The sequence below is a fragment of the Streptomyces sp. NBC_00390 genome (assembly GCF_036057275.1).
GTDB lineage: Bacteria > Actinomycetota > Actinomycetes > Streptomycetales > Streptomycetaceae > Streptomyces.
In genome coordinates this window covers 7,576,188-7,600,073 of the sequence record NZ_CP107945.1, presented here as the reverse complement: position 1 = coordinate 7,600,073, position 23,886 = coordinate 7,576,188, and the positions used below count along the sequence as shown (strand labels likewise).

At 71.4% G+C, this 23,886-nt stretch carries 23 protein-coding genes and 1 pseudogene; 13 read left to right on the top strand and 11 right to left on the bottom strand.

The window, feature by feature from the left end; all coding sequences use genetic code 11:
* Positions 1 to 73 precede the first annotated feature (73 nt).
* A complete protein-coding gene (locus OHS70_RS33790) occupies positions 74 to 427 on the bottom strand; it encodes an ATP-binding protein (protein WP_328403849.1) in 354 nt (117 codons plus the stop codon).
* A 204-nt stretch (positions 428 to 631) separates the two neighbouring features.
* Here OHS70_RS33790 and OHS70_RS33785 point away from each other — a divergent pair, with 204 nt between their 5' ends.
* On the top strand, positions 632 to 1,543 hold the full coding sequence (locus OHS70_RS33785) for a SigB/SigF/SigG family RNA polymerase sigma factor (RefSeq protein ID WP_328403847.1): 912 nt from the start codon (positions 632 to 634) through the stop codon (positions 1,541 to 1,543).
* 152 nt (positions 1,544 to 1,695) lie between these two features.
* On the opposite strand, the gene OHS70_RS33780 is transcribed toward OHS70_RS33785, so the two are convergent.
* Positions 1,696 to 2,124 carry an ATP-binding protein gene (locus tag OHS70_RS33780; protein WP_328403845.1) on the bottom strand — a complete coding sequence of 143 codons (429 nt, stop codon included), beginning with the start codon at positions 2,122 to 2,124 and terminating at the stop codon, positions 1,696 to 1,698.
* 12 nt (positions 2,125 to 2,136) lie between these two features.
* Positions 2,137 to 2,532, bottom strand: a complete 396-nt coding sequence (locus OHS70_RS33775) for an STAS domain-containing protein (protein ID WP_443062695.1) — start codon at positions 2,530 to 2,532, stop codon at positions 2,137 to 2,139.
* Between the two features lie 308 nt (positions 2,533 to 2,840).
* Between OHS70_RS33775 and OHS70_RS33770 the strand changes: the two genes are divergently transcribed.
* Entirely contained in the window at positions 2,841 to 3,641 is an 801-nt protein-coding gene (locus OHS70_RS33770) for a SigB/SigF/SigG family RNA polymerase sigma factor (RefSeq protein WP_328403843.1), read from the top strand.
* 40 nt (positions 3,642 to 3,681) lie between these two features.
* Here OHS70_RS33770 and OHS70_RS33765 read toward each other — a convergent pair whose 3' ends face one another.
* Together OHS70_RS33765 and OHS70_RS33760 are read right to left on the bottom strand one after the other, a co-directional pair.
* Positions 3,682 to 4,890: an FUSC family protein gene (locus tag OHS70_RS33765; protein WP_328403841.1), complete on the bottom strand. Its 1,209-nt coding sequence runs from the start codon at positions 4,888 to 4,890 to the stop codon at positions 3,682 to 3,684.
* 72 nt (positions 4,891 to 4,962) lie between these two features.
* On the bottom strand, positions 4,963 to 5,232 hold the full coding sequence (locus OHS70_RS33760) for a DUF5133 domain-containing protein (protein ID WP_328403839.1): 270 nt from the start codon (positions 5,230 to 5,232) through the stop codon (positions 4,963 to 4,965).
* A 233-nt stretch (positions 5,233 to 5,465) separates the two neighbouring features.
* On the opposite strand from OHS70_RS33760, the gene OHS70_RS33755 reads away from it, so the two are divergent.
* Positions 5,466 to 6,503: an NAD-dependent epimerase/dehydratase family protein gene (locus OHS70_RS33755; RefSeq protein WP_328403837.1), complete on the top strand. Its 1,038-nt coding sequence runs from the start codon at positions 5,466 to 5,468 to the stop codon at positions 6,501 to 6,503.
* Between the two features lie 140 nt (positions 6,504 to 6,643).
* Here OHS70_RS33755 and OHS70_RS33750 read toward each other — a convergent pair whose 3' ends face one another.
* The 4 genes and pseudogenes from OHS70_RS33750 to OHS70_RS33735 all read right to left on the bottom strand — a co-directional run bounded on the left by OHS70_RS33750 (position 6,644) and on the right by OHS70_RS33735 (position 10,842).
* Entirely contained in the window at positions 6,644 to 7,489 is an 846-nt protein-coding gene (locus OHS70_RS33750) for a VOC family protein (protein WP_328403835.1), read from the bottom strand.
* Between the two features lie 244 nt (positions 7,490 to 7,733).
* A complete protein-coding gene (locus OHS70_RS33745) occupies positions 7,734 to 10,124 on the bottom strand; it encodes a glycoside hydrolase family 65 protein (protein ID WP_328403833.1) in 2,391 nt (796 codons plus the stop codon).
* A 50-nt stretch (positions 10,125 to 10,174) separates the two neighbouring features.
* Positions 10,175 to 10,435: pseudogene (locus tag OHS70_RS33740) on the bottom strand (hydrolase); the annotation flags it as partial.
* Positions 10,436 to 10,554: 119 nt separating this feature from the next.
* Positions 10,555 to 10,842 (bottom strand): DUF1876 domain-containing protein, encoded by a 288-nt coding sequence (locus OHS70_RS33735; RefSeq protein ID WP_328403831.1) that lies wholly within the window; start codon positions 10,840 to 10,842, stop codon positions 10,555 to 10,557.
* Positions 10,843 to 11,143: 301 nt separating this feature from the next.
* On the opposite strand from OHS70_RS33735, the gene OHS70_RS33730 reads away from it, so the two are divergent.
* From OHS70_RS33730 to OHS70_RS33710, 5 genes are all read left to right on the top strand, one after another.
* Positions 11,144 to 11,341 (top strand): hypothetical protein, encoded by a 198-nt coding sequence (locus tag OHS70_RS33730; RefSeq protein ID WP_328403829.1) that lies wholly within the window; start codon positions 11,144 to 11,146, stop codon positions 11,339 to 11,341.
* A 269-nt stretch (positions 11,342 to 11,610) separates the two neighbouring features.
* A complete protein-coding gene (locus tag OHS70_RS33725; RefSeq protein WP_328403827.1) occupies positions 11,611 to 12,279 on the top strand; it encodes a hypothetical protein in 669 nt (222 codons plus the stop codon).
* 124 nt (positions 12,280 to 12,403) lie between these two features.
* Entirely contained in the window at positions 12,404 to 12,643 is a 240-nt protein-coding gene (locus OHS70_RS33720) for a ferredoxin (RefSeq protein WP_328403825.1), read from the top strand.
* Complete coding sequence (locus OHS70_RS33715; RefSeq protein ID WP_328403823.1) at positions 12,640 to 14,031, top strand: NAD(P)/FAD-dependent oxidoreductase; 1,392 nt, start codon at positions 12,640 to 12,642, stop codon at positions 14,029 to 14,031. Before OHS70_RS33720 ends, OHS70_RS33715 begins: the two co-directional genes overlap by 4 nt.
* A gap of 121 nt (positions 14,032 to 14,152) precedes the next feature.
* The gene (locus tag OHS70_RS33710; protein WP_328403821.1) at positions 14,153 to 15,382 is read left to right on the top strand and encodes a cytochrome P450; all 1,230 of its coding nucleotides are present in this window, start codon (positions 14,153 to 14,155) and stop codon (positions 15,380 to 15,382) included.
* Between the two features lie 103 nt (positions 15,383 to 15,485).
* Here the strand turns inward: OHS70_RS33710 and OHS70_RS33705 are convergent, their stop codons facing one another.
* Positions 15,486 to 15,977, bottom strand: coding sequence for a hypothetical protein (locus OHS70_RS33705; RefSeq protein ID WP_328403819.1), 492 nt, complete (start codon positions 15,975 to 15,977; stop codon positions 15,486 to 15,488).
* A 433-nt stretch (positions 15,978 to 16,410) separates the two neighbouring features.
* Here OHS70_RS33705 and dhaK point away from each other — a divergent pair, with 433 nt between their 5' ends.
* The 5 genes from dhaK to OHS70_RS33680 all read left to right on the top strand — a co-directional run bounded on the left by dhaK (position 16,411) and on the right by OHS70_RS33680 (position 20,497).
* Positions 16,411 to 17,403, top strand: coding sequence for a dihydroxyacetone kinase subunit DhaK (gene dhaK / locus OHS70_RS33700; protein ID WP_328403817.1), 993 nt, complete (start codon positions 16,411 to 16,413; stop codon positions 17,401 to 17,403).
* 55 nt (positions 17,404 to 17,458) lie between these two features.
* Complete coding sequence (gene dhaL / locus OHS70_RS33695) at positions 17,459 to 18,073, top strand: dihydroxyacetone kinase subunit DhaL (protein ID WP_328406102.1); 615 nt, start codon at positions 17,459 to 17,461, stop codon at positions 18,071 to 18,073.
* Entirely contained in the window at positions 18,070 to 18,480 is a 411-nt protein-coding gene (gene dhaM, locus OHS70_RS33690; protein ID WP_328403815.1) for a dihydroxyacetone kinase phosphoryl donor subunit DhaM, read from the top strand. Before dhaL ends, dhaM begins: the two co-directional genes overlap by 4 nt.
* Before the next feature lie 226 nt (positions 18,481 to 18,706).
* Entirely contained in the window at positions 18,707 to 19,783 is a 1,077-nt protein-coding gene (locus OHS70_RS33685; RefSeq protein WP_328403813.1) for a hypothetical protein, read from the top strand.
* 75 nt (positions 19,784 to 19,858) lie between these two features.
* The gene (locus OHS70_RS33680) at positions 19,859 to 20,497 is read left to right on the top strand and encodes a class F sortase (RefSeq protein ID WP_328403811.1); all 639 of its coding nucleotides are present in this window, start codon (positions 19,859 to 19,861) and stop codon (positions 20,495 to 20,497) included.
* Positions 20,498 to 20,535: 38 nt separating this feature from the next.
* Here the strand turns inward: OHS70_RS33680 and OHS70_RS33675 are convergent, their stop codons facing one another.
* Entirely contained in the window at positions 20,536 to 23,817 is a 3,282-nt protein-coding gene (locus OHS70_RS33675) for an ATP-binding protein (RefSeq protein ID WP_328403809.1), read from the bottom strand.
* Between the last annotated feature and the right edge of the window lie 69 nt (positions 23,818 to 23,886).

Genomic DNA, 23,886 nt, shown 5'->3' with positions numbered 1-23,886 from the left:
ACTCGGGGCTTCTCCACTGTGGAACGCGGGTCAACGTGTCGCCATTCCGGGCGGCGCGCGGGACCTGTACCGCTCACTCCGGGATCACGACGACGAACCAGACCGCCTTGCCCCGGCCCCTCGGGGCCCATCCCCATCCGGCGGAGAGCCGCTCCAGCAGGTACAGACCGTGCCCGGAGACCCTCGCTGCGCGGTGCGGGCCGCGCGGCCGAGGCCGCTTGGCGCTGGTGTCGCTGACCTGGACCCACAGCCGGCCCGGGGCCCGGTCGAGCCTGAGCTCGTACGGACCTCCACCGTGCTTGCACGCATTGGTGGCGATCTCGGACACGAGCAACAGTACGTCCGAGGTCAGCAGCCGTCCGGCAGGACCGGTGAGGGAGAACCACTCCTCCAGCACCTGGCGCGTCAGATCACGGCAGCGGGCCACCGAGCCGGGCCCCTCCGCCAGGGGAAAGCGACGGGTCCGGGACGGCTGATGTCGCTGTCGCACCTGTCCCATAGGGCTCGGATACCCCCGATGAGGGCTTCAAAGCGTGACAAAAGGGAATGAGCAGACACAGGAGCGCTCGCACGGCGGTCCCGCTGCAGCCGACAGCGCCGGCCACTGTCCGTCGGAGGAGCCGATAGCACCATGCCCACCACCACTCACACCGTGTCCGTCCGCAGCGCCTCACGCAGCGCGCACGAAGTCCCGCCGGTGGACCTGCCGGAGATCCCCGATCCCCGCACCGTCTCCACCATGGACGCCCGGACACTGTCGGCGTGCCTGTTCAGGAGGCTGGCAGCGCTCGAGGAAGGTACCCCCGAGCACCAGTACGTCCGCAACACCCTGGTGGAGCTCAACCTCAGCCTCGTCAAGTTCGCGGCCGTGCGCTTCGCGGGCCGCGCCGAGCCGATGGAGGACATCGTCCAGGTCGGCACGATCGGCCTGATCAAGGCGATCAACCGGTTCGACGTGGACCGCGAGGTGGAGTTCGCCTCGTTCGCGCTGCCGACCGTCATCGGCGAGATCAAGCGGTTCTTCCGGGACACCAGCTGGTCCGTACGGGTCCCGCGGCGGCTCCAGGAGCTGCGGATCGACCTCGCCAAGGCGCTCGATGTGCTGGAGCAGGATCTGGGCCGCCGGCCGACGTCGGCCGAACTGGCACGGTACCTGCAGGTCGACGAGGCCGAGGTCGTCCAGGGCGAGCAGGCGGCGAACGGGTACACGGCGCAGTCGCTCGACTCGTCGGCGACCGACGACGAGGCCCCGAGCGCGGTCGTACGCCGCCTCGGTGACGTCGATCCGGCGTTCGACATCGTGGACTCGGTGGCGGCGCTGAAGCCTCTGATCGCCGGGCTCGACGAGCGGGACCGGCTGATCCTGTCACTGCGCTTCGGTGAGGAGCTGACGCAGTCGCAGATCGGCGAGCGGCTGGGCATCTCGCAGATGCATGTCTCGCGGCTGCTGGCGCGGATTCTCACCACGCTGCGTGACGGGCTGCTGGACGACACACCGCCCGAGGGCCCCGCAGCGCCGGCCCGTGCGTCCGTGACCCGGTAGGGCCGGGGCAGACCCGTCGGTCGGTATGCGTCTCGGCCTGACCACAGGTAAGGGCGTCGGGTAGGGCGGAGACGGCCGCGCGCCACGTACGTCCCGGAGTCCCAGTCACCCACAGTGCGCAGTCGGGAGTGCGCAGTCGGCTCACGTACGGCTCAGACCCTGCCCTCAGGTACGGGCACCTCCAGCCATACCACCTTGCCCGTCCCCCGCGGCTCGGACCCCCAGGTGCGGGCCAGCCGGTCCATGATGATCAGTCCGTGCCCGCCCGGCTGCGAGAGGGCTCTCGGGGGGCGGTGCCTCGGCGGCTCGGGACTGGCATCGGCCACCTCGATGCGCAGGCGTCCGCCGGACTGGTTCAGCGTCAGCTCCTGCGGGCCTCCCGCGTGCAGACACGCGTTGGTGACCACCTCGGACACGAGCAGCAGCACGTCCTCGACGACGGCGTCCTCGTCACCGGACTTCGTCCAGCCCCAGTCGTCCAGGGCTTCGTGGGTGAAATCGCGGCAACGGCTGACCGCCCCCTTCGTGCCGTACAGGGCAAGACGCCGCGTCTGACCGTGCCCGCGGAGGATCCCGCTCATCGGCCTCCTCCGCTAACTCCGTGGCCCGTCGGCCAGGGCCTCGGACACGCCGTCGTACACCCGGAAGACGGCACGCGCTCCGGTGATGTCGAACATACGCGCCACCGGGGGGCGCAGGCCCGCCAGTTCGATGCGACCGCCCGATTCCTTTGCGGCCAGCCGTGCCTGCAGCAGGACGTTCAGACCGGTCGAATCACAGAACCCGAGCCTGCTGCAGTCGACCACGACCCGTTCGGCTCCGCCCCGCACCTGCCGCGCCAGAGCCTCACGCAGGGGCTCGGCCGTGTCGTGGTCGAGTTCGCCGCTCAGTTCGAGCACGACCGTCCCCGCATGCTGTCTCGTCTCCACATCGAACCGCTCTCCATCGGCGGCGTCTCCCCCCGGCCGGCTCATGGCTTCCGGGACCATCGGCTTCTGCCTCCTCGCCGTTCGCACCGGCACGCGTGCCGGCTCTCGACTATTGCCCGTCCGGGCCGTTCCGGCCACCACTGCCGACACGCCCGGCCGCGTGGTGGGTACCCGCAGCGGGCGCACCAATTCCTCCGCCCCCGGATGTTTCTCGACCGGGGCTCCGGGCAGCCGCGTCATGTGCTTCGGACAGGAGGCACGCCCATGGGAGCGGGAACTCCCCGGCGAGCGCTTTCCTGGCCCGTCCGTATCCCCGGTGAAACTCGTCCTTCACCGGCACCGACACCATTTCGGGGAGCCGCGACATCATGCGCACGTCTTTGCACACGTCCGTGTCCGCCAAGCACCCGCACGACGACGCTCCTGACACCTCGGCCGCTTTCCGGAGGATGGCCGCGATCCCTGACGGCCCCGAGCGGCAGCGGCTGCGCCAGGAGGTGGTCGCGGCGTGGCTGCCCATGGCGCGGCGACTCGCGGCCCGGTTCCGCAACCGCGGCGAGTCCCTGGAGGACCTCCAGCAGGTCGCCGCCCTCGGGCTGGTCAAGGCCGTCGACCGCTACGACCCCTCCCGCGGCGCGTTCGAGAGCTTCGCCGTACCCACGGTCGTCGGCGAGGTCAAGCGCCACTTCCGCGACCACCTCTGGGCCCTTCATGTGCCGCGCCGGACCCAGGACCTGCGCAACCGTGTCCGCACCGCGCGCCAGGAACTCACCACGACCATCCCCGGCCGTGCCCCCACCGTCGCCGAGATCGCGGAATCGGCGGGGCTCAGCGAGGAGGACGCGCGGGTGGGGCTCGAGGCGCTGGAGACGTTCACCGCGCTGTCCCTGGACGCCGAGGTGCCCGGGGCCGACGACGGCTACTCGCTCGGCGACACCCTCGGCGAGGCCGACCCCGCCATCGAGGTGCTCGTCGACCGCGAGGCGGTCAAGCCCGGGCTGCGCAGGCTGCCGGAACGGGAGCAGGACATCCTGTACATGCGTTTCTTCCGCGACATGACGCAGAGCAGCATCGCCGAGACCCTGGGAATCTCCCAGATGCATGTCTCCCGTCTGATCAGCCGCTGCTGCGATCAGCTGCGCACCGAGGTGATGCGCGACGCCGCGTAGCGGACGCGGCCCGGCTCCCCGGTCCGCCCCCGGCCGCATGTCACGGGCGCCTGCCGAACGCCCGCTCGTGAAGCGCCGACAGCTGACGCCGGCGCGCTCTGCGCTCCCGGGTGCGGCGGTCGAGTTCCTCCATCAGGCGCCGGGTGCGGTGGTCCATGTCCAGCTCGTCGAGGATCCGGTCGATCTCGGTGAGCAGCGCGCCCTGCAGCTGCCACTCGCGGGGGAGCCGCTGGATGTCCTGCAGGAGCAGCTCCGCCGCCCGGTCGCGGGCGGCGCGCGCCGCCATGAGCTCGCCCGCCAGCCGCACCTCCGCGGCGTCGGCGCTCTCACTCGCCTGGGTCGTCACCAGGACGGCGAAGCTCACCAGTGTGTCGGCGACATGCTTCAGCAGCTCCTCGAGGGCGAGTCCGATCTCGTGCGGGAAGAGTTCCTCGTCCCGGCGGGCCTTCGCCAGGTCGGTGATGGTGCGGGCGAGCACGCGCACCACGACCATGCAGATCTCCAGGGTGTCGAGGCCGGTACGCAGCACGATGCGGTACAGAAGGCCTTCCTTCACCCGGGGGTTGAGCCGCAGGCTGTCCTCCGCCTGCCGCAGCGCGGCGTCGACGTCGGCGATCTCGTTGTCGAGCCGCCGTGCCTCGTGAAGCCGGGCCGCGGCCCGCTCGACCGGCGTCTCGCTGCTCAGTTCCTCGCCGATGTGCAACAGCAGTTGCCGCATGCGGCGGCCGAGGTCCTCGATCGACTCGCCGGCGGCCTCCACCCAGACGGGCGGTACGAACAGCACATTGAACAGGAGCCCGACCACGGCGCCGATCAGCGTCTCCAGCACCCGGTCCCAAGCCGTGTCCGCCACCTGGGTCACGCCGAGCACGAGCATGGCGCTGATCGCCACCTCCGGGACGAACTCGTCGACCCTCACCAGCCTCCCCACGACCAAGGAGGCGAGGATGACCAGCCCGAGGCTCCACCAGCTGAGTCCCACGAGCGCGCTGAAGGCGATGGCGATGATCACTCCGACGACCACGGAGTTGACCCGGCGGATACCGGTCGTGAGCGTGGAGTACAGGGTGACCTGGACGACGAGAAGGGCCGTCAACGGCGCGGTGAGCGGGGCCGGTTCACTGCTGAGCTGCAGGGCGACGGCATAGGAGATCGTGGCCGCCGCCGTCGAGCGAACGGTCTGGACGACGGCCGGTTCCTTGGCCCGGCTGACGAGGTCGGCCACAGGTTCTCGCAACGCCGTGCGCACCTCGCTCCTTCCCGCGCAGGGGCGGCACGCCCCTCCTCGTACGGCTGGGGGCCGGCGGTGTACGGCCGCCGGTCAGCAACCGCCGGTCGGTGCGCTGTCGCGCACCGGCAGGACGGCGGACCGTACCGTCGCCCGTGCCGTGGGCCGCACACGACGGCCCACATACCGTTCGGCCGCGAGAACCGCCTCCCGGGCGGTGCGCTCGCACATGAGGATGCACAGCGTGTAGGCGGTGTCCTCGAAACGCCTGCGCGCGGGTTCGTCGTGCGGGGCGGTCAGCACGCGGTGCTCCTGTGCCCGGTAACGGGCGATCAGCCTGGTGACCACGCTGGCGTCGGGCATCAGCATCATGTGTACTCCCGGTGTCTGCGACCCCCCTGGCACGGCGGACCATGATCCCGTCCGGTCCCTCATTGTGTTCCGGGAAGCCCCGGCCCGCCACACGAGTGGTCACTGTCCGCAACCACTCGGGTGGAGGGGGCGATCTTCCCCGGCGTTTTACGCGAGCGCTGTTTCGTTCCCGGTGGGGCCGGGGACCCGGCCTTCACATCAACGGCAACCGCACGGAGTCAGCGATGAGCGAAAAAGCGGGTCTGCGGGTGGTGGTCACCGGAGCCACCGGAAATGCCGGCACCAGCGTGGTGCGAGCGCTTGCGGACGATCCCCGGGTCGGATCCGTGCTGGGGCTCTCGCGCAGGGTTCCGGATCTGGATGTCGCCAAGGTGACGTGGGCAGTGGTCGATCTGTCACGCGGCGACGACGCGTTCGAACTGGGCCGGCTCGTGGACGGCGCCGACGCCGTGATCCATCTCGCCTGGCAGTTCCAGCCGACTCATGACCCGGCGGTCACCTGGCAGACCAATGTGATCGGCTCGCTGAGGCTCTTCGAGGCGGTCGCCGCCGCTCGCGTTCCGGTCCTGGTGCACGCCTCGTCCGTCGGTGCCTACGCTCCCGGGCCGAAGACCGGCCGGGGCGTCAGCGAGTCCTGGCCCACGCACGGCTGGCCGGGGGCCGCCTACTGCCGCGAGAAGGCGTATCTGGAGAGGGTTCTCGACACGTACGAACGGGACCACCCGCAGATCCGGGTGGTACGCATGCGTCCCGCGTTCCTGTTCAAGGAGACGGCCGCGAGCGAGCAGCGCAGGATCTTCGCCGGGCGCTTCCTGCCCGGCCCGCTCATCAGACCGGCGCTGGTGCCCTTCGTACCCGGCCTCGAGGGTCTGCGGTTCCAGGCACTGCATACGGACGATGCGGCTCGCGCCTACCTCCAGGCGGTTGTGCTCGACACCCGCGGCGCGTTCAACCTGGCGGCCGATCCCGTGCTCGACGCGCACACGCTCGGCGAGCTCCTGGGGGCCAGGGTGGTCCGGGTGCCCCGGCGAGCCGTGCACACGGCGCTGTCGGCCGCCTGGGGCCTGCGTCTGGTCCCGGCGTCCCCACAGCTGTTCGACGCGGTGCTGCGGCTGCCGCTGATGGACAGCGCCCGCGCACGGGACGAGCTGGACTGGCGGCCGCTGCGGACGGCCACCGAGGCGATGGAGGAGTTCCTGAGCGGGGTACGCAAAGGCAGCGGCGAGGCCACCGCGCCACTCGTCGGCCGCCGTGTCGGGTGATCGGCGACGGCCTCTCCGGCCAGGACAGGCAGGACGGCAAGGCGGCGGGTCGGCAGGTCGGCAGCACCGTCATGGACCCCGCGGCCGCCCCGCCCACGGGAATGCCTCCTGGCAGCGGTATCGGTCTCCGCCGACGCCGGTCACAAGCCCCGGTGGTCCGGCATGCGGGCCAGGGCGCCCGACTCGTGGCTGCTGACGGTGAACATGGCGCCGTCGGGGTCACGCAGCGTCGCCTCGGCGCCCTGAATCGTGGACCGCTCCCCCAGGATCGTGCCACCGAGCTGCCGTGCGGCCAGGACCGTGGCGTCCAGATCGGGGACGGCGAAGTGGACGTGCCAGCGCGGATGCAGCAGCGGACTCTCCGCGGTGGGGTCGGCGCCGGAAGTGAGCCGGGCAAGCACCTGGCCCAGCCGGTGCAGCACGACCGTTCCCTCCTCGTAGGTGACCTCGCAGCACCCGGGCCGGTCGCAGGCCCAGTCGAGCACCTGGCCGTAGAAGATCGCGGACTCGAACGCGTCGCGGGCGAGCAGATGGATCCACGCGGGTGCCCGGTCGCGCCAGCCGGGCCAGTCCCGCATCAGCTCGCCCTCCCAGATCCCGAAGACCGCGCCGTCCCGGTCGGCGGCGAGGGCACCCCGGCCCATGGAGAGGTTCAGCGGGCCGACCGCGACCGTGCCGCTGCGTTCCCGGATCCGTGCGGCGGTCTCGTCGGCGTCGGTGACGGCGAAGTACGGGGTCCAGGCCATCGCGACCGAGAGGGTGGGGGCCATCGCGCCGATGCCGGCCACAGGCATGCCGTCCACGGTTGCGACGCGGAACTGCTCGCCCAGCCTGCCTCTGCGGAACTTCCAGCCGAGCACGGCACCGTAGAAGTCCTGGGCGGCGGCCAGGTCGCGAGCCATCAGACTCACCCAGCAGGGGGAACCGAACACCTCTGCGCTCGACGCCCGCTCCGCGGACCCGACCGAAGTCGTTCTGTTGTCCATGACCATCAGCGTCCGGCTGTCGGGGCATCCCGGCTGGGTTCAGGGGGACGGGAGCGGTGACGCCGCCCGCCGGCTGCGAGAGCTCACCACTCGACCCCCATGGAACACCCCGGGCCATCAAGGCGCCAATGCGACGGTGACACTGCGTGATCGTCAGGCGTACGGCAGTCAGTTCCTGGCGCGGGCGCGGAGGCGCGACATGCCGGGGGTGGGCCTTCGACCTGCCGCGTCGCCGGTCCGCGGATCACTCGCCGGGCAGCGTCAGCAGAGTCGACTCGCCCGGCTCGACGGACACCGACTTGCCGTGGAGCCGTACCTCGATCGAGGACCGGCCCGAGTCCGGCACCCCGATCTGCAGCTCCCCCGGCCGCATGCGGACCTGTACGCCCCAGTGCCCGTGGTAGCGGATGGAGAACCCGTACTCCGACAGCTGCGGCGACGGGACCGGGTCCAGCCACAGCGCCCCGTTGCGGGTCTCCAGCCCGGTCAGTCCCCGCTGGACGAGGTCGAGGGTGCCCGCCATGGCGCCCAGGTGCAATCCCTCCCCCGTCGTGCCGCCCTGAAGGTCGGCGATGTCGCCCTCCAGCGCTTCGCGGACGTATGTCCAGGCGTCCTCGCGACGCACCCGGGCCAGCACCCAGCCGTGGACCAGACCGCTGAGTGTCGATCCGTGGCTGGTGCGCTGCAGGTAGTAGTCGACCGTTCTTCTCCAGGTCTCGTCGTCGAGTTCATAGCCGAGCCTGGCGAACAACCCGGCCAGTTCGGCGGGTGAGAAGAGGTAGCCGAGCATCAGCACGTCGGCCTGCTTCGAGGCCTGGTAGCGGTTGACCGTGTCGCCCTCCGCCTCCAGGATGCGGTCGAGGCGGCGGATGTCGCCGTAACGGGCCCGGTAGGTGTCCCAGTCCAGTTCGGCGAGGTTCCCGAAGCCGTCGAACTGGCTGATGACGCCCGCGTGGAAGGGCACCACCAGCCTGTGGGAGACCTCCTCCCAGCGCGTCAGCTCACCGGTGTCGAGCCCGGTGCGCTCGAACAGTTCGCCGCGTCGCGGTTCGGGGAGGTCGCGCACCACGTCGAGAGCGCGGGCGAGCACCCAGGCCGCGGTGACGTTCGTGTAGGCGTTGTCGTCGAGTCCTGGTTCCCAGGCGTCGGGGTATGCCTCGTGGTACTCGTCGGGTCCGACGACGCCCCGGATCCGGTAGCGCCCCAGATCCTCGTCGTAGGTGGCGATGTCGGCCCAGAACCGGCCGATCTGGGTGAGCATCTCGGCACCGGCCGTGTGCAGGAAGTCCTCGTCGCCGCTGGCCTCGCAGTACTGCCAGACGTTGTAGGCGATGGCCGACCCCACGTGGTGCTGAAGCCGGGAGTGGTCGGGGAGCCAGCGTCCGGAGCGGGGGTTGAGGTGCAGCTGCTGGGTCTCCTCGCGGCCGTCGCTGCCGCTCTGCCAGGGATAGCAGGCCCCCTGGTGTCCGGCGTCCCGGGCCAGTCTGCAGGCCATTTCGAGCCGTCGGTACCGGTAGTGGAGCAGAGCCCGGGAGACCTCGGGGAAGTGCAGGTTGAGGTAGGGCAGTATGAACAGCTCGTCCCAGAAGATGTGGCCCCGGTAGGCCTCGCCGTGCAGTCCCCGGGCCGGCACGCCCGCGTCGAGGTCAGCGGTGTGGGGGGAGAGCGTTTGCAGGACATGGAAGAGATGCAGCCGCAGGATGCGCCCGGCCTCCCCCGGCACCTCCAGCTCCGCCCTGCGCCACAGCTGGCGCCAGGCCGCGCGGTGGGACTGGAGGAGATCCTCGAACCCCTGTGCACGCAGGACGCGGTCGACCGCCGCGTGCATGGGGTCACTGATGGCGGCGTCGCGTGAGGTGTGCAGGGCCACGGTCTTGTCGACTGTGCGGGGCTGTCCGGAGGCGAGCGGCAGCCGCAGGATCTGGACGGCCCGCAGGGGCTCGTGGGCCGGCTGGGGCTGCGCCTCGGGGTCGTCGACCGTGGTGCGGGCCGCCATGCCGATCCGGATGTCGGACGTGGTGGTACGGCAGCGCAGCCAGACCGTGTCGGAGGCCGCGTCCCCGGCGCTGACGTGGATCAGGTGGCGCCCGTTGAGCTGCTGATAGCGCGCCACACCGCTGTTGGTGACCGCTCCGTCGATGGCGGCCTCCACCTCGATCTCGCCGTCCCAGCCCTCGGCGGTGAACTCGGTGCGCAGTAGGGCCAGATGCGGGTCCGCCATATGGACCAGACGCAGTTGCCGGACGGAGAGCTCGCGGCCGTCCTCGGCCACGTAGCGCAGGGTGCGCTGCAGCGTGCCGGCCTGCAGGTCCAGCCTCAGGCTGTGGTCGCGCAAAGCAGTGCTGTCCGGTGTGAACCAGGGTTCGTCCTCGCCGCCGTCCATGCGGAAGCGCAGGGGCAGCCAATTGGGCAGGTTGACCATGTCCTCGTTCTCGACCTGCCGGCCGGCGACGGTGGAGATGAGGCGGTTGTAGCAGCCGGCGGCATACGTGCCGGGGTAGTGGATGGTGTCGGCGGTGCACTCGGGCGCCGCTCCGCGGGTGGCGAAGTAGCCGTTGCCGAGGGTGCACAGCGCCTCGCGCAGCCGCTCCTGGCCGGGGTCGTACCCCTCGTGGGTCCATATCCATTTGGGCATGGTCAGTCCCCGGGCCCTTCGGTGGGGAGTTCGGCGAGGTCGACGCTGCACGCGCCGCACTCGCGCAGCGCGTGCGGCGCCAGATCGCGCGAGTCGAGGAACGAGGCGGCACCGTCCAGCCGCGATCCGGCGTCGACGAAGCGCAGGTGGTCGTTCTGGATGTCGAACGGGCGCCTGGCATCGGCGTCATCGGGCGGGTACGCGCGCAGCGCCGCGCCGAAGGCCGTCTTCCAGGCGGCGGCGTGCGCCCGCGCAGAGTCCGTGATCACGCCGTCGGTGTCGAGGACGACGGCCGCCACGTCTCGCGACAGGCGTGCGGCGGCTCCGCTCACGGCCGCATCAGCGCGGTGGAGTGGCCACACATCGCTGTCGTGTCGCTACGTACGGCCATACCGGCCTCCTCGTACCCGTGGGCTTGGGTCGCGTCCCATCAGGGTCCCGTCTGTACCGAGGTCTGTTTCACACTCTCGGCTCCCCCGCCCATGTCCTCCAGATCCCGGTCCGCCATGCTCATCAGCCGCCGCCCGAGATTGGTCATCGCGCGGCTCGCGGCGAGCTCGTCACCGATCTTGGGAACGTCGACGTCCTGCGGGTTGCAGTGGGCGGTGCCGCTCCCGGTGAGCTTCGTGGCCCCGGTGTCCAGTACGGCCCGCGCCTTTGTCGTGCCCTCCTCCTCCGAAAGGAACACGTCGATCTTCCACTCCTCCGACCTTGTCATGGCACACCTCCTTGCCCGCGCGCGAAGGCGGTGCGCCGACGCGGCGCGGTCCTGATTTCAGGATCCACCTCCCCGGGCGCTTCGGCGACGGAACGGCCCCGAGCACGCCCTGCTCGCGGCGCGCGAACGCGATCCGGATGCGGTCGGCCGGCCCGAACAGCGACGGTTCGGCCGGCAGGACGACCGCCACTGGGCCTCGGTGAACTGTCCGACGGCGCCGCACGGACCACCATGCACGCGCTGGAACCGGGCGAGGTGCTCGTGGTGCACACGGACGAGCGAGGCACGCAACGCGGACGGCGTGTTCTATCCGGTCCTCGAACGGCTCAGCGAGCGTTTCGGGAGCACCGGCGCGCGGGCGCCCGAGGACGTCGTGTCATTCGTACGGACCGATACGGCGGACTGGGCGGCCGAGTCCGAGGAGGACGACCGGGCCGTCCTCGCGATGACACTCGGACAGCCGCCACAACGGGTCCGCCGGCCCCTTGCAGGCCTTTGAAGACCCCCGCCACCGTCACCCGGCCTCCGGCCGGCCCACGTCCCCCTCCCGCGTGACCCGGGTGGCGCGGCCGCGTGCCCGGGTGCTTCCTGGTCCTAGTCGTCCACCGAGGGTCGGTGCGAGGCAGCAGCGGAGCGTCCGGCCTGTGGCCCGCCCGGCGGAAGCGGTGCCCGAAGACACGTGCCCGGCGCGGTCGCGCTCGGGGCCGGAACAGGCTTGTGCGGGAACCCCGGGTGACGCACGGAGCGGGAGAGGAGCGAACGACGGCCATGGAGCGGACACATCAGGTGCTGCGTACCCCACGCGCCGCGGGACTGGTAGGGATCCTCTTCGCCCTGTTGCTCGGTGGCGCCATCGTTCTGATGCGCCTGGCCCTGCCCGACGGGGAGAGTGACGTGGAAAACGGCTGGCTCACCGATCCCTCGCGTCGGCGCGCGGTCCAGACAGCGCTCGACCTCGTCCCGTTCGCGGGCATTTTCTTCCTGTGGTTCATGGGCGCGGTGCGCGCCCGCATCGGGGAGGCCGAGGACCAGTTCCTCGCAACTGTCTTCCTGGGCAGCGGACTGCTGTTCGTGGCGACCCTGTTCGGAGCCGCGGCAGCAGCCGGCAGCCTGCTGGTGACGGCCGAGGGGTCCGGGGCCGGTCCCAAGGCGGAACTGCGGTCCTTCGGCCAGCACTTCGCCTACAGCCTTCTGACGACCTACTCGATGCGCATGGCCGCGGTGTTCACCTTCTCGGCCTCCTCCATCGGGCACCGGCTCGGAGTCTTTCCCCGCTGGCTTTCCCTCCTGGGCTATCTGGTCGCCCTGACACTGCTCTTCGTGACGGACAACGTCGCCTGGTCCGAGCTGGTCTTCCCCCTCTGGGCGCTGATTGTCAGTGTCTTCATCCTGGTGGCCAGTTTCCGCCGGCGGCCGGCACCTGCCGTCCCGTCATGACCAGCCGTTCCAGCGGCGTGACGGGCGGATGACTCTTCTGGCCCGTCTGTGCTCGCGGATGCGCCGGAGCACTCGCACTCTGGGGCAGGGGACTGCAGGGGACTACTGGAAAGGCGGCCCCGTGATGAGGCTTGTCGTCGATCTCAACCGGTGCCAGGGGTACGCACAGTGCGCCTTCCTCGCACCCGACGTCTTCGCCATGCACGGCGACGAGGCGCTGCTGTACAACCCGCATGCCGACGACACGCAGCGGGAACACGTGAGGCGCGCAGTCGCCGCCTGCCCCGTCCAGGCCATTCTCGTGGAGGGCCTGGACGAGACGGTGGGCGCTGCCGCCGCGTCGGTTGAGGGGATGGCCCCGTGAACGGCGACCGCCAGCTGGAATGGCTGAGGCGCGAGGGGCGGATCGTGATCGTCGGCGCCTCACTGGCAGGCCTGAGGGCCGCCGAGACGCTGCGGGAGGAGGGCTTCGCCGGCTCCCTCACGGTGATCGGCGACGAGCCGTACGAGCCGTACGACCGGCCGCCGCTGTCCAAGCAGGTCCTGCTGGGCAAGGCGACCTCGGACCGCACCACGCTTCCCCGGCGCCGGGACCCGGACGCCAAGTGGCGCCTCGGGGTCGCCGCCACCGGCCTCGACATGGCGGCAGGGCGGGTGAAACTCGCCGACGGCGACGAGGTGCCGTACGACCGGCTGCTGATCGCGACCGGTGTGCGGGCCCGGCCGTGGCCGAACGAGCGGGAGGCGGAGCTCGACGGCGTCTTCGTCCTGCGCACCTGCGACGACGCGGCACGGCTGCACAGCCGGCTCAAGCAGGGACCACGCCGGGTGCTCGTCATCGGCGCCGGCTTCACCGGCTCGGAGATCGCCTCCGCCTGCCGGGAGCAGGGAATCGAGGTCACCGTCGCGGAGCGCGGCGCCGCGCCCCTGGTCGGTGCCCTCGGCGGTGTGGTCGGCGACGTGGCCGCCCAGATGCAGCGCGAGCAAGGCGTGGACCTGCGCTGCGGTGTCATGGTCACCTCGCTGGAGGGTGACTCCACGGGGCGCGTGCGCTCCGCCCACCTGTCCGACGGGGCCGAGGTCGAGGCGGACATCGTGGTCGTCTCGCTCGGCGCGACCCGCAACACCGAATGGCTGGCCGGATCGGGGCTGGGTGCCGGCCCCCGCGGCATCGCGTGCGACGCCGGATGCCGCGCCTTCGACATCCGGGGCATCGTGACCGACGACATCTTCGTCGCCGGTGATGTGGCGAGGTCTCCGCACCCGCTGTTCGGCTACCAGTTCCTGTCCCTGGAACACTGGGGCAACGCCGTCTCGCAGGCAGAGATCGCGGCGCACAACATGGTCAGCGCCGGTTCGGACCGCCGCCCGCACATGTGGGTGCCGGCCTTCTGGTCCTCCCAGTTCGGGGTGAACATCAAGTCGGTCGGTGTTCCGTCCCTGGGAGAGGAGATTCTCGTCGCCCAGGGTTCACTCGCGGAGCGCAGGTTCACCGGGGTGTACGGATACCAGGGGCGCGTGATCGGCGCCGTCACCTTCGACCAGTCGCGCTGGCTGCCGTTCTACCAGCACCTGATCGAGACGACCGCACCGTTCCCGCTGCCGTTCGCGACCGTGGACCGGCGCTCCGACGGAAAGCGCCCGATCCCGGCCGACTTCCCCGACCCCTCCGTGCCCACGCACGGTCCGACCGTCACCCTCAGCGGCTACTCGCCCGCCGACCGGCAGCTGGTCTTCACCCCCGGACGGTGACGACCGCGAGCCTCAGACGGCAGTCCCTCCCGTCCGAGTCCGTCCGGGGCCGGACCACTCCACCGCCCGAGCTGTCTCCGACAACGCCGCCACGGCCGGCGCCCGCCCACAAGGACCTGTCATGACGTCACTCCTGGCGCAGATCACCGACTATGCCAACCGCGCCGACCCCTATCCCATCTACAAGGAGCTCCGCAAGACGCCGGTGGCCCAAGACGAGGACGGCCCCTTCGTCATCAGCACCTACCACGACATCCAGAGCCTGCTCCACGATCCGCGGCTCAGTTCCGAGGCCCGCAATCTCTCCGCACAGGTGGCCGACGAGCTGCAGCAGCCGGACGAGGAGACAACCCTGCCGCCCGGCTTCCTGCGGCTCGACCCTCCCGAGCACGACCGGCTGCGCCGTATGACCAACCGCCCCTTCGGGCCGCCGCACAGCCCCCGCCGTGTCGAGGGCATGCGCCAGGAGCTCGGCGAGATCGTCTCCGGACTCATCGACGGTCTCGCGAACGGGAACCGGATCGACCTGGTCGATCAGTTCTCCTATCCGTTCCCCGTCACGGTGATCTGCCGGCTGCTCGGTGTTCCGCGGGAGGACGAGTCACGCTTCCACACCTGGGCCGAGACCATCGCCGCCAGCCTGGACCCCGCACCGGACGAGGACCTCACCGAGCGGGACCGCGTCACGGCGGAGGCCAGGACGCAACTGGGCATGTACCTGGCCGGGCTGATCGAGGAGCGGCGCAAGTCGCCGCGTGACGACATGCTCTCCGCACTGGTCAACGGTGGCGGACAGGACGGTGCCATGACGACGATGGAGGTGCTCAGCACCGCGGCCCTGCTGCTGATCGCCGGCCACGAGACGACGGTCAACTTGATCACCAACGGGATGCTCACCCTGCTGCGCCACCCCGAGGTGCTTCAGCGGCTGCGGAACGATCCGCGCCTGGCCGTGCCGATCGTGGAGGAGCTGCTGCGTTACGAACCGCCGGTGCAACTGCTGCCGCAGCGCACCCCGATCGCGGACATCGAGGTCCGCGGCGTCACCATCCCCAAGGGTTCGTCGATGTGGCTGATTCTCGCGTCGGGCAACCGTGACCCGCAACGCTTCGAGGATCCCGACCGGTTCGACCCGGATCGGAAGGACATCCAGCACCTCGGACTCGGCAGCGGCATCCACAGCTGCTTCGGCGCGCCGCTCGCCCGCCTGGAGACACAGATCGCCCTGACCGAGCTCGCCCGCAGGCTCGACAACCCCCGTCTGGTGGAAGATCCTCCGCCTTACCGCCGGAACGCCGTCCTGCGTGGCCCCCGCCATCTGAGCATCGAGTTCGACGGCTTGCGTCCCTAGCGCGGCGCTCGGAACCGAAGAGCAGGCGGCGTGCCCGAGGGCACGCCGCCTGCTCTTGGTCCCAGGAGGAGGGGGACAGAGGGATGCCCCCTCCTGCCCCCTGTCAGCGGCTGAGATGGACGGTGAGCTGCGTCTCCGTCTCGCTGATGTTGACGGCGTGGATGAAGCCGCGGGCCTTGTGGAAGCGGTCGGTGCCTCCGGTGATCGCGAAATCGATGTTGCCCGGGCCGGCCCCGGTGACGGTGAACCGGCCGGTCAGCGTGAGCTGCCCGAGGGGGAAGGTGAGCGACCCCTGGCACAGAAGGTCGAACTCGTCAACGGGGACGAGCCGGGTCAGAGTGCAGACCTGTCCATAGGTACCGACCTTCTCGGTGCCGCGGAAGAGATCCCCGCTGTTGACGAATTCGTCGCCTTGGCTGGGCCCGGACGACCCGTCCACATCGACGAAACTGGCCTGCACCTGCCTCGCGACCAGCTCGACGACTCCCTCGTTGCCCGTCGTGGGGTCGGCGGCGGCCGAAGCCGGGTGGGCGCAGGCGAGAAGGGCCGCCAATCCGGTGGCCGCGCTCCAACAGACACGCTTGAAGTGACGCACGGTTTGTCTCCTGTGGGACTAGGGGCGGCTCACTGACCATGTGTCACGTGATGTACCGATTCCCAGGTCAGCATCATGTGGATGGAGTGGCTCCGCGACTCCCGTCCGGCCATCCAGGTGAATAGGGAGCCCGACGCGGTCCAGAGCGCCGGATCGGCGTGACGAGCCCCGAAACCAATGGATCGACACGTCCTTTCGACGCGTCGTTCCCCGATCACGCCCATCTCTTCGATACTGGACGTCGACGTCATCAGCCGGCGACAGAGCCGGATGCCTCTGATGGCCAGTCAGCAAGATCAGTACCGAGTCAGCATCAGCCCCGCCGGACTCCGGCCCACACCGCCGTCAAGCGCCCGGTGCCATATCCCGTACATGCCTGCTGACCAGGTAAGACAGCTCAATACCTGGCCGCTACGCTCCCCAGGAGGAACCGTTGAGGATGCTCATCAATGTGCCGGAGACGGTCGTCGCGGACGCGCTGCGCGGCATGGCTGCCGCGCACCCCGACCTCTCCGTGGACGTGGAGGGACGGGTGATCGTACGGCGCGACGCGCCCGTGGCCGGGAAGGTGGCGCTCGTCTCCGGCGGCGGGTCGGGGCACGAACCACTGCACGGCGGCTTCGTCGGGCCCGGGATGCTGGACGCCGCCTGCCCCGGTGAGGTGTTCACCTCCCCCGTGCCGGATCAGATGGCACGTGCCGCGGCCGCCGTCGACAGCGGCGAAGGGGTGCTGTTCATCGTGAAGAACTACACCGGCGACGTGCTCAACTTCGACATGGCGATCGAGCTCGCGGAGGACGAGGGAGTACGGCTGGCCAAGGTGCTGGTCAACGACGACGTCGCGGTGACGGACAGCCTGTACACCGCCGGGCGGCGCGGTACCGGGGCCACCCTGTTCGTCGAGAAGATCGCGGGGGCCGCCGCCGAGGAGGGGGCTCCGCTGGAACGGGTCGAGGCGATCGCCCGGCAGGTGAACGACGGCTCCCGCAGCTTCGGTGTGGCTCTGAGCGCCTGCAGCACCCCCGCCAAGGGCAGCCCCACCTTTGAACTACCTTCCGGTGAACTGGAGTTGGGCATCGGCATCCACGGCGAGCCGGGGCGCGAGCGGCGCGCGATGATGACGTCGGGAGAGATCGCCGACTTCGCCGTGAGCGCGATCCTGGACGATATGAAGCCCTCGGCTCCCGTGCTCGTACTGGTCAACGGAATGGGCGCGACCCCCCTGCTGGAGCTGTACGGCTTCAATGCGGAGGTGCAGCGTGTGCTCGCGCAGCGTCAAGTGGCCGTCGCGCGTACGCTCGTGGGGAACTACGTCACCTCGCTCGACATGGCCGGCTGCTCGGTCACCCTGTGCCAGGCGGACGAGGAGCTGCTGCGGCTGTGGGACGCACCGGTGCAGACGCCGGCGCTGCGCTGGGGCCGCTGACCGTCGTGCCGGACGGGCAGCGAAGACAACGCCGATGGGAACACCGGGAGTTCATGTGCTCGACGCCGACTTCTTCCGCCGATGGCTCGTGGCCGTGGCCGCGGCCGTGGACCGGGAGGCGGACCGCCTGACCGAGCTGGATTCGGCGATCGGCGACGCGGACCACGGCAGAAACCTCCAGCGCGGGTTCGCGGCCGTCACCGCGGCGGTCGACAAGGAGCCGCCCGCGACCCCGGGGGCCGTGCTCATGCTCGCCGGACGGCAGTTGATCTCGACCGTGGGCGGTGCGTCCGGGCCCCTGTACGGAACGCTGCTGCGGCGCACCGGCAAGGCGTTGGGGGACGACGGCGATGTGACCGCGGCGCAGCTCGGCGATGCCCTGCGCGCCGGGGTGGCCGCGGTCGCGCAGCTGGGCGGCGCGGCGGCCGGGGACAAGACGATGCTGGATGCCCTCGAACCGGCGGTTGCCGCGCTCGGCGAGACCACGGATTCCTTCGCGGTGGCCCGCGCGGCGGCGGAGCAGGGCGCTCTGGCTACGGTCCCCATGCAGGCCCGGAAGGGCAGGGCCAGCTATCTCGGTGAGCGAAGCATCGGCCACCAGGACCCGGGCGCGACATCCTCGGCTCTGCTCATCGCCGCACTCGCCGAGACGGTGGAGGCTGCCCGGTGAGCGAGGAGCGGATCGTCGGAATCGTGCTCGTCTCGCACAGCAAGGAGGTCGCCGAGTCCGTCGCCGAACTGGCCCGGGGCCTCGCGGCCGGTGGTACGTCCGCGCCGGTGGCTCCGGCCGGCGGAGCCCCGGACGGCTCCCTGGGCACCAGCGCCGAGCTGATCAGCACGGCGGCGCACCAGGTCGACCGTGGGGCGGGCGTCGCCGTGCTGGTGGACCTGGGCAGTGCCGTGCTCACGGTGAAGGCGCTGCTGGCAGAGGGCGACGACCTGCCGGACGGCACCCGCCTCGTGGACGCGCCCTTTGTGGAGGGCGCGGTGGCGGCGGTGGTGACCGCATCCGCCGGGGCGGATCTGGACGCGGTCGAGTCGGCGGCCTCGGAGGCGTACGGCTACCGCAAGGTGTGAACCGGTCGGGATGCGGCCGGTGTCGACACGACCGCCCGGCAGGAGTCGGCCATGCACCGGGCGGAGCTACGGGCCGCCACCCGTCCGCGGCGTGTCTGACGCGCCCGGCCCCCTTGAAGTGGCACGCCTCCTGGGCCGCTCCTAGCGTCGGTGCCATCGAGGTGCATTTCCTGCCCTCCGTGGAACCTCCTCCGCGACTGCTCCTCGGGAACTCGGAGATCGAGCCATGCGCGCGACAAGGATCGCCTCGTTGTCACTCGGCTGCTTGTTCGCTGTCGCTCTGACCGCGCCCGTAGCCGCTGCCGACGACGAAGCCGAGGCGAGCGCCGTCATGCCCTTCGGCTTCGGTGTCTCGCCGCAGAGGGTCGCACCCGGCGGCACGCTCACGCTCACCGTCAGCCGTTGCGCAGCGCCCGCCGCCACCGTCTCGTCAGCGCTGTTCGACACCGTCACCCTCACCGACGGCAAGCCCGGCACGGTCCAGGTCAACGCGGACGCGAAGGCCGGCGGCGAGTACCAGGTCAGCTTCGACTGCAAGGGCGAGAAGGGAGCTACCTCCCTCATCATCACCGGGGATGCCGACGACTCCGGCGCCCCCTCTGTCCCCGACCACAGCCTCGGCTCCGTACCCCGCCCCAACTCGGCCTCGGACACGGACTCCGGATCCGTCTCGGAGCCGGGCACCGACACGGAGGCCGACACCGGCGCCGGTCTCGAAGCCGGGTCCGGCGCGGACCCCCGGCTCGCATCGGACTCCGACGCCACCTCCCGATCCGAGACCGGATTCGCTTCCGATCCCCCTGCCGACTCCGGCGCTGATGCCGATGCCGACGCCGGCTCCCACCTCGCATCGGACTCCGACCCCGGCTCGCACCCCGAACCTGCCACCGACTCCGGCTCCCACCCCGACGCCGGTGCCGACAAGCGCCCTGACACCGACTCCGACTCCGACAAGCGGCCCGACACCGACTCCGGCTCCCACCCCGACGCCGGTGCCGACAAGCGCCCTGACACCGACTCCGACTCCGACAAGCGACCCGACACCGACTCCGGCTCCCACCCCGACGCCGGTGCCGACAAGCGCCGCCCGCAGCACCCCGGCACCGGCCACGACTCCGGCAAGCGCCCGCAGCACCCTGTGATGACCAAGCCCGGCGGTGGCGTCCGGGGCGGTGAGGGCGGCAGCTTCGCCGGTGTCGGCACCGGGCCGGCCGCGCTGGGTTACGCACTGGTCGCGGGCGCCGCGGCCGGTGGCGTGTACCTGATGCGACGCCGGCGGGACCGCGCCGAAGACGGCGTCTGACGGTGCACCCACGGCTGTGCCGCCCCGCGCCGTCGCGCCGAGGTGGCGGAGCACCCATCCGAAGGAATGCCATCCATGCCCACCTTGTCCAGGCGCGGCCCCTGGTTCACGCTCGTCTGCGTGCTGCTGTTCGGCCTGTTCCTCATCCGCTACGGATCCGCCGATCCGGGAGGTGGGCCACCGCAGCCGCGTCCTGCCGCGGCGGTACACCGCCCCACGCCGGCCGCCGCACTGCTGCCGGCCGCGCCCGATCCGCTGCCGCGCGCGGCCCCGCTGCGCCTGACGGTTCCCTCGGCCGGGGTGAAGGCCCCGCTCACCCCTGTCGGTCTCGACGCCGAGGGCTGGATCGCCTCCCCCTCGGCGCGGGACCGCAATCTCGCCGGCTGGTACGCGGCCTCGGTCAGCCCCGGCGAACGCGGCACCTCCGTGATCACCGGTCATGTCGACACCAAGGCCGGGCCGGCGGTGTTCCAGGACCTCGGCTCCCTGGAGCGCGGCGCCCATGTGGAGGTCCGGCGGGGAGACGGGCGGACAGCGGTCTTCGCCGTCTATGCCGTCGAGTTGTACACCCGGAAGGACTTCCCCGCCGAGAAGATCTACGCGGACGCCCCGGAGGCCGAACTGCGCCTGATCACCTGCGGCGGCGACTTCTCGAAGCGGACCGGGTACGAGGGGAACGTCGTCGCGTTCGCGCGTCTCATCGCCATCCGCTGACCCGCGGAGCGCGCCCGCGAGAGCAGTGGCCTGCGGCCTCAGATCAGGGCGGCGGCTTCTCGTACCGCGAGGTCGCGGCCCCGCGCGTACGCCTGCTCGAAGGCAGCCGCTCCCAGCGCTTCCCGCAGATCCCGCTCGGCGCGCCGCCGGACGACGGTTTCGTCGCCGAACACGCGCAGCCCCAGCCAGCCGGGCACGTGGTCCGCCCGGTCGTACACACCGAGCAGCCGCGCCCCGTCCGAAGACGCTCCCCCATGGGCCATCGCCCAGGCGGCGCACAGGAACTGATCCACGATCAGGTGCGGGGCGACCAGATACGCCAGATGGTCCAGCCGTCGTACCGCCTCCCCCGTGCGGGCCCGGGCCGCCTCATAGTCGCCCTCGACACAGTCGAGCCAGCCGTGCACCCCCGCGAGCAGGCCGGCGAACAGGCCCGTGTTGCGGTCGGCCAGCTCCTGCTCCATCTCCCGCAACTGCTCCCGTGCGAGCGCGCTGCGACCGGTGCGGCCGTAGTGGTGCACCAGCAGTAGGCGCGGCGTTCCCATCGTCTCGGTGGCGTACCGGTGGGAGTCCCTGGCCGCGTCGACGAGTGCCCGCTCCGCTCGCTCCCGCTCGGCCGGAGTCACGGCGGTCCTCATCCGTGCGGCGGCCAGGCGCGCGGCGAACACCGGTGCCTGGGCATGCGCACCGACGCGGGCCGAGCAGTCCATCGCGCGTTCGAAGTCCGCGGCTGCCTCGTGGTGTCTGCCGGCGGCGTCGAGCGCCTCGCCGCGGGCGGAGAGGGACTCGGCGATCCCCCACTGGTCGCCCGCCGCCTCGAACAGGGCCAGTGCCCGGCCGGCATCCTGCAGGGAGCTGTCGAGGCCGCCCTGCCGGTCGCCGAGCAGCCTGGCCCTCATCAGCAGGGTGAAGGCGAACCCCCAGCCGTCCTGGTCGTCGCCGAACTCGGCGACGACGGCGTCCACCGCGTCGCCGAGTCCGGGGAACTCACCGGTCAGCAGGCGGGCGATGAACCACATGGAGGCAGGCTGGGTACGCAGCTGCGGCAGGCCGGACCGGTAGGCGGACACCACGGCGCGCAGATGGCGCTGCGTCTCGGGCCGGTCCGGCTCCGCCGCGTCGTCGCCGGTGGCGAGGACGATCAGCCGGACACCGCGGCGTGCCTCCCACAGCACTTCGTCGGGCCATGGAGGCGGGGCGGCGATCGCCCGTTCGGGAACCGGGACGGCTGTGCGCACGGGCGGGACGAAGGGGTCGGGTCCGAGAGCCGCGACGGAGGGCGCCCAGGTGCGGGCGTCGGCCTGATGACTGCGCTGCTGCCAGAACCAGCTCATGGACCGGACGAGGCAGAGTGCTTCCTGCTCCTCGCCGAGACGGACGGCGGTGCGCAGTGCCGAGCGTACGTTGTCGTGTTCCGTCTCGAAGCGTGCGAGCCAGAGCCCCTGTCGCGGCCCGCGCAGCTCCGGGTCGCCGGTGCGGACGAGTTCCCGGTAGGCGGTCAGATGGCGCAGCTCGGCGCCGGCGCGTTCCCCCGACTCGTCGAGCCGTTCGGCGGCGTACTCGGCAACGGTCTCCAGGAGTCCGTACCGCATGCCGTCGGGTCCGCCGGGTGAGGCGACGACGAGTGACTTGTCGACGAGGGAGGCGAGCTGGTCCAGCGCGGCGGCGCCGCACACGGCCTCGGCCTGTTCGAGGGCGCAGCCGCCGGAGAAGACGGCGAGCCTGCGCAGGACGGCCCGTTCGTCGTCGGTGAGCAGGTCCCAGGACCAGTCGACGACCGCCCGTAGTGTCTGCTGACGGGGCAACAAGGTACGGCTGCCGCCCGTGAGCAGCCTGAACCGGTCGTCGAGCCGGTCGGCGATCTGGCGCGGTGTCAGGGCGCGCACCCGGGCAGCGGCCAGTTCCAGGGCGAGCGGCAGTCCGTCGAGTCTGAGGCAGATCTCGGCGCACGCATCGGGGTCGTCGTCGGCGCTGAAGCCGGGCCGGGCGGAGGCGCCACGGTCGGCGAGGAGGCGCAGTGCCATGTCCTGCGGCAGCGGGCCGACGACGCGTACGGATTCGCCGGGGACGCCGAGTGGTTCGCGGCTGGTGGCGAGGACCTGTACGCCGGGGCATCCGGTCAGGACCGCTTCGGCGAGGCGGGCGGACGCGTCGACGACATGCTCGCAGTTGTCCAGGACGAGGAGCATGCGGCGACGTCCGCACACCTCCACGAGCTGGGCGATCAGGTCCCTGTGGGCGGGCTCGGGCCCGGCGTCGCGGCGCAGCTGTGTCCCGCGGGCACCGAGCGCTGTCAGTACGGTTTCGGGGACGGTGCCCGCGTCGCCCACGGGGGCGAGTTCGGCCACCCAGACACCGTCCGTCCAGGCTCCCGTGGCCTCGGCGGCGGCCGCGGCCTCCAGAGCGAGCCGGGTCTTGCCCGCTCCCCCGGGCCCGAGCAGGGTCACCAGTCGACTGTGCTCCAGCTGTGCGGCCACATCGGCCATTTCGGCCTCGCGGCCCACGAAGGAGGTGAGGCGGGCGCGGAGGTTGCCGCAGGGCAGGGCAGGGGCGGCCGGCCGCGATGGCGCCACGGCGCGGCCGGAGTCCTCCAGCAACCCGGCGTGCAGATCGCGCAGTTCGGACCCCGGGCCGGCACCGAGCCGGTCCGCGAGAGCCGCCCGTACCTCCTCGTATGCCTGGAGCGCTTCGGCCTGCCGCCCGGTGGCGCGCAGAGCGCGGATGCGCAGGGCCTGGAGCGGCTCGTCCAGCGGGGCTTCGGCCGCCAGCTGCGTCAGTTCGCCGAGCACTGCGGAGGCCCGCCCGAGTGCGACGTCGGCAGCCAGGCGGTTGTACTGCGCCTCGCTGCGGCGCCGGCCCGCCCGTACGGCCAGGGGATCGAGATCCGCGCCGGGCAGATCGGCGAGCGCCGGTCCGCGCCAAAGGGCGAGGCCCTCGTCGAGCAGGGCGGCCGCCTCGGCCGGTTGGTCCGCCTCCAGAGCGGCCGCCCCTTCGGCCGCCAGGCGTTCGAACCGGAACAGGTCGATGTCGTCCCGGTCCGCGACAAGGCGGTAGCCGCCGGACACGGAGCCCACCGCGGTCCGGCCGAGCACCCGCCGCAGACGTCCGACCAGCGCCTGGAGGGCGGCCGGCACATCCGCGGGCTGCCGCCCGTCCTCGCCCCACACCCGGTCGGCCAGGTCTCCCGCCGGTACCGCCCGGCCGCCCGCGGCGGCCAGGGCGGCCAGCAGCGCGCGCAGCCGCAGCCCGGCCAGGGGCACTGCCCGGCCGTCGGGGCCGATGGCGCGGGTGGTGCCGAGCACCTGGTAGCGGTAGGTCATCGCCTCATTCTCCCCGCTCGCCGTCCACCGGTTCCCGGCGGCCGCACGGGCCGTGGGGCCATGGCCGGG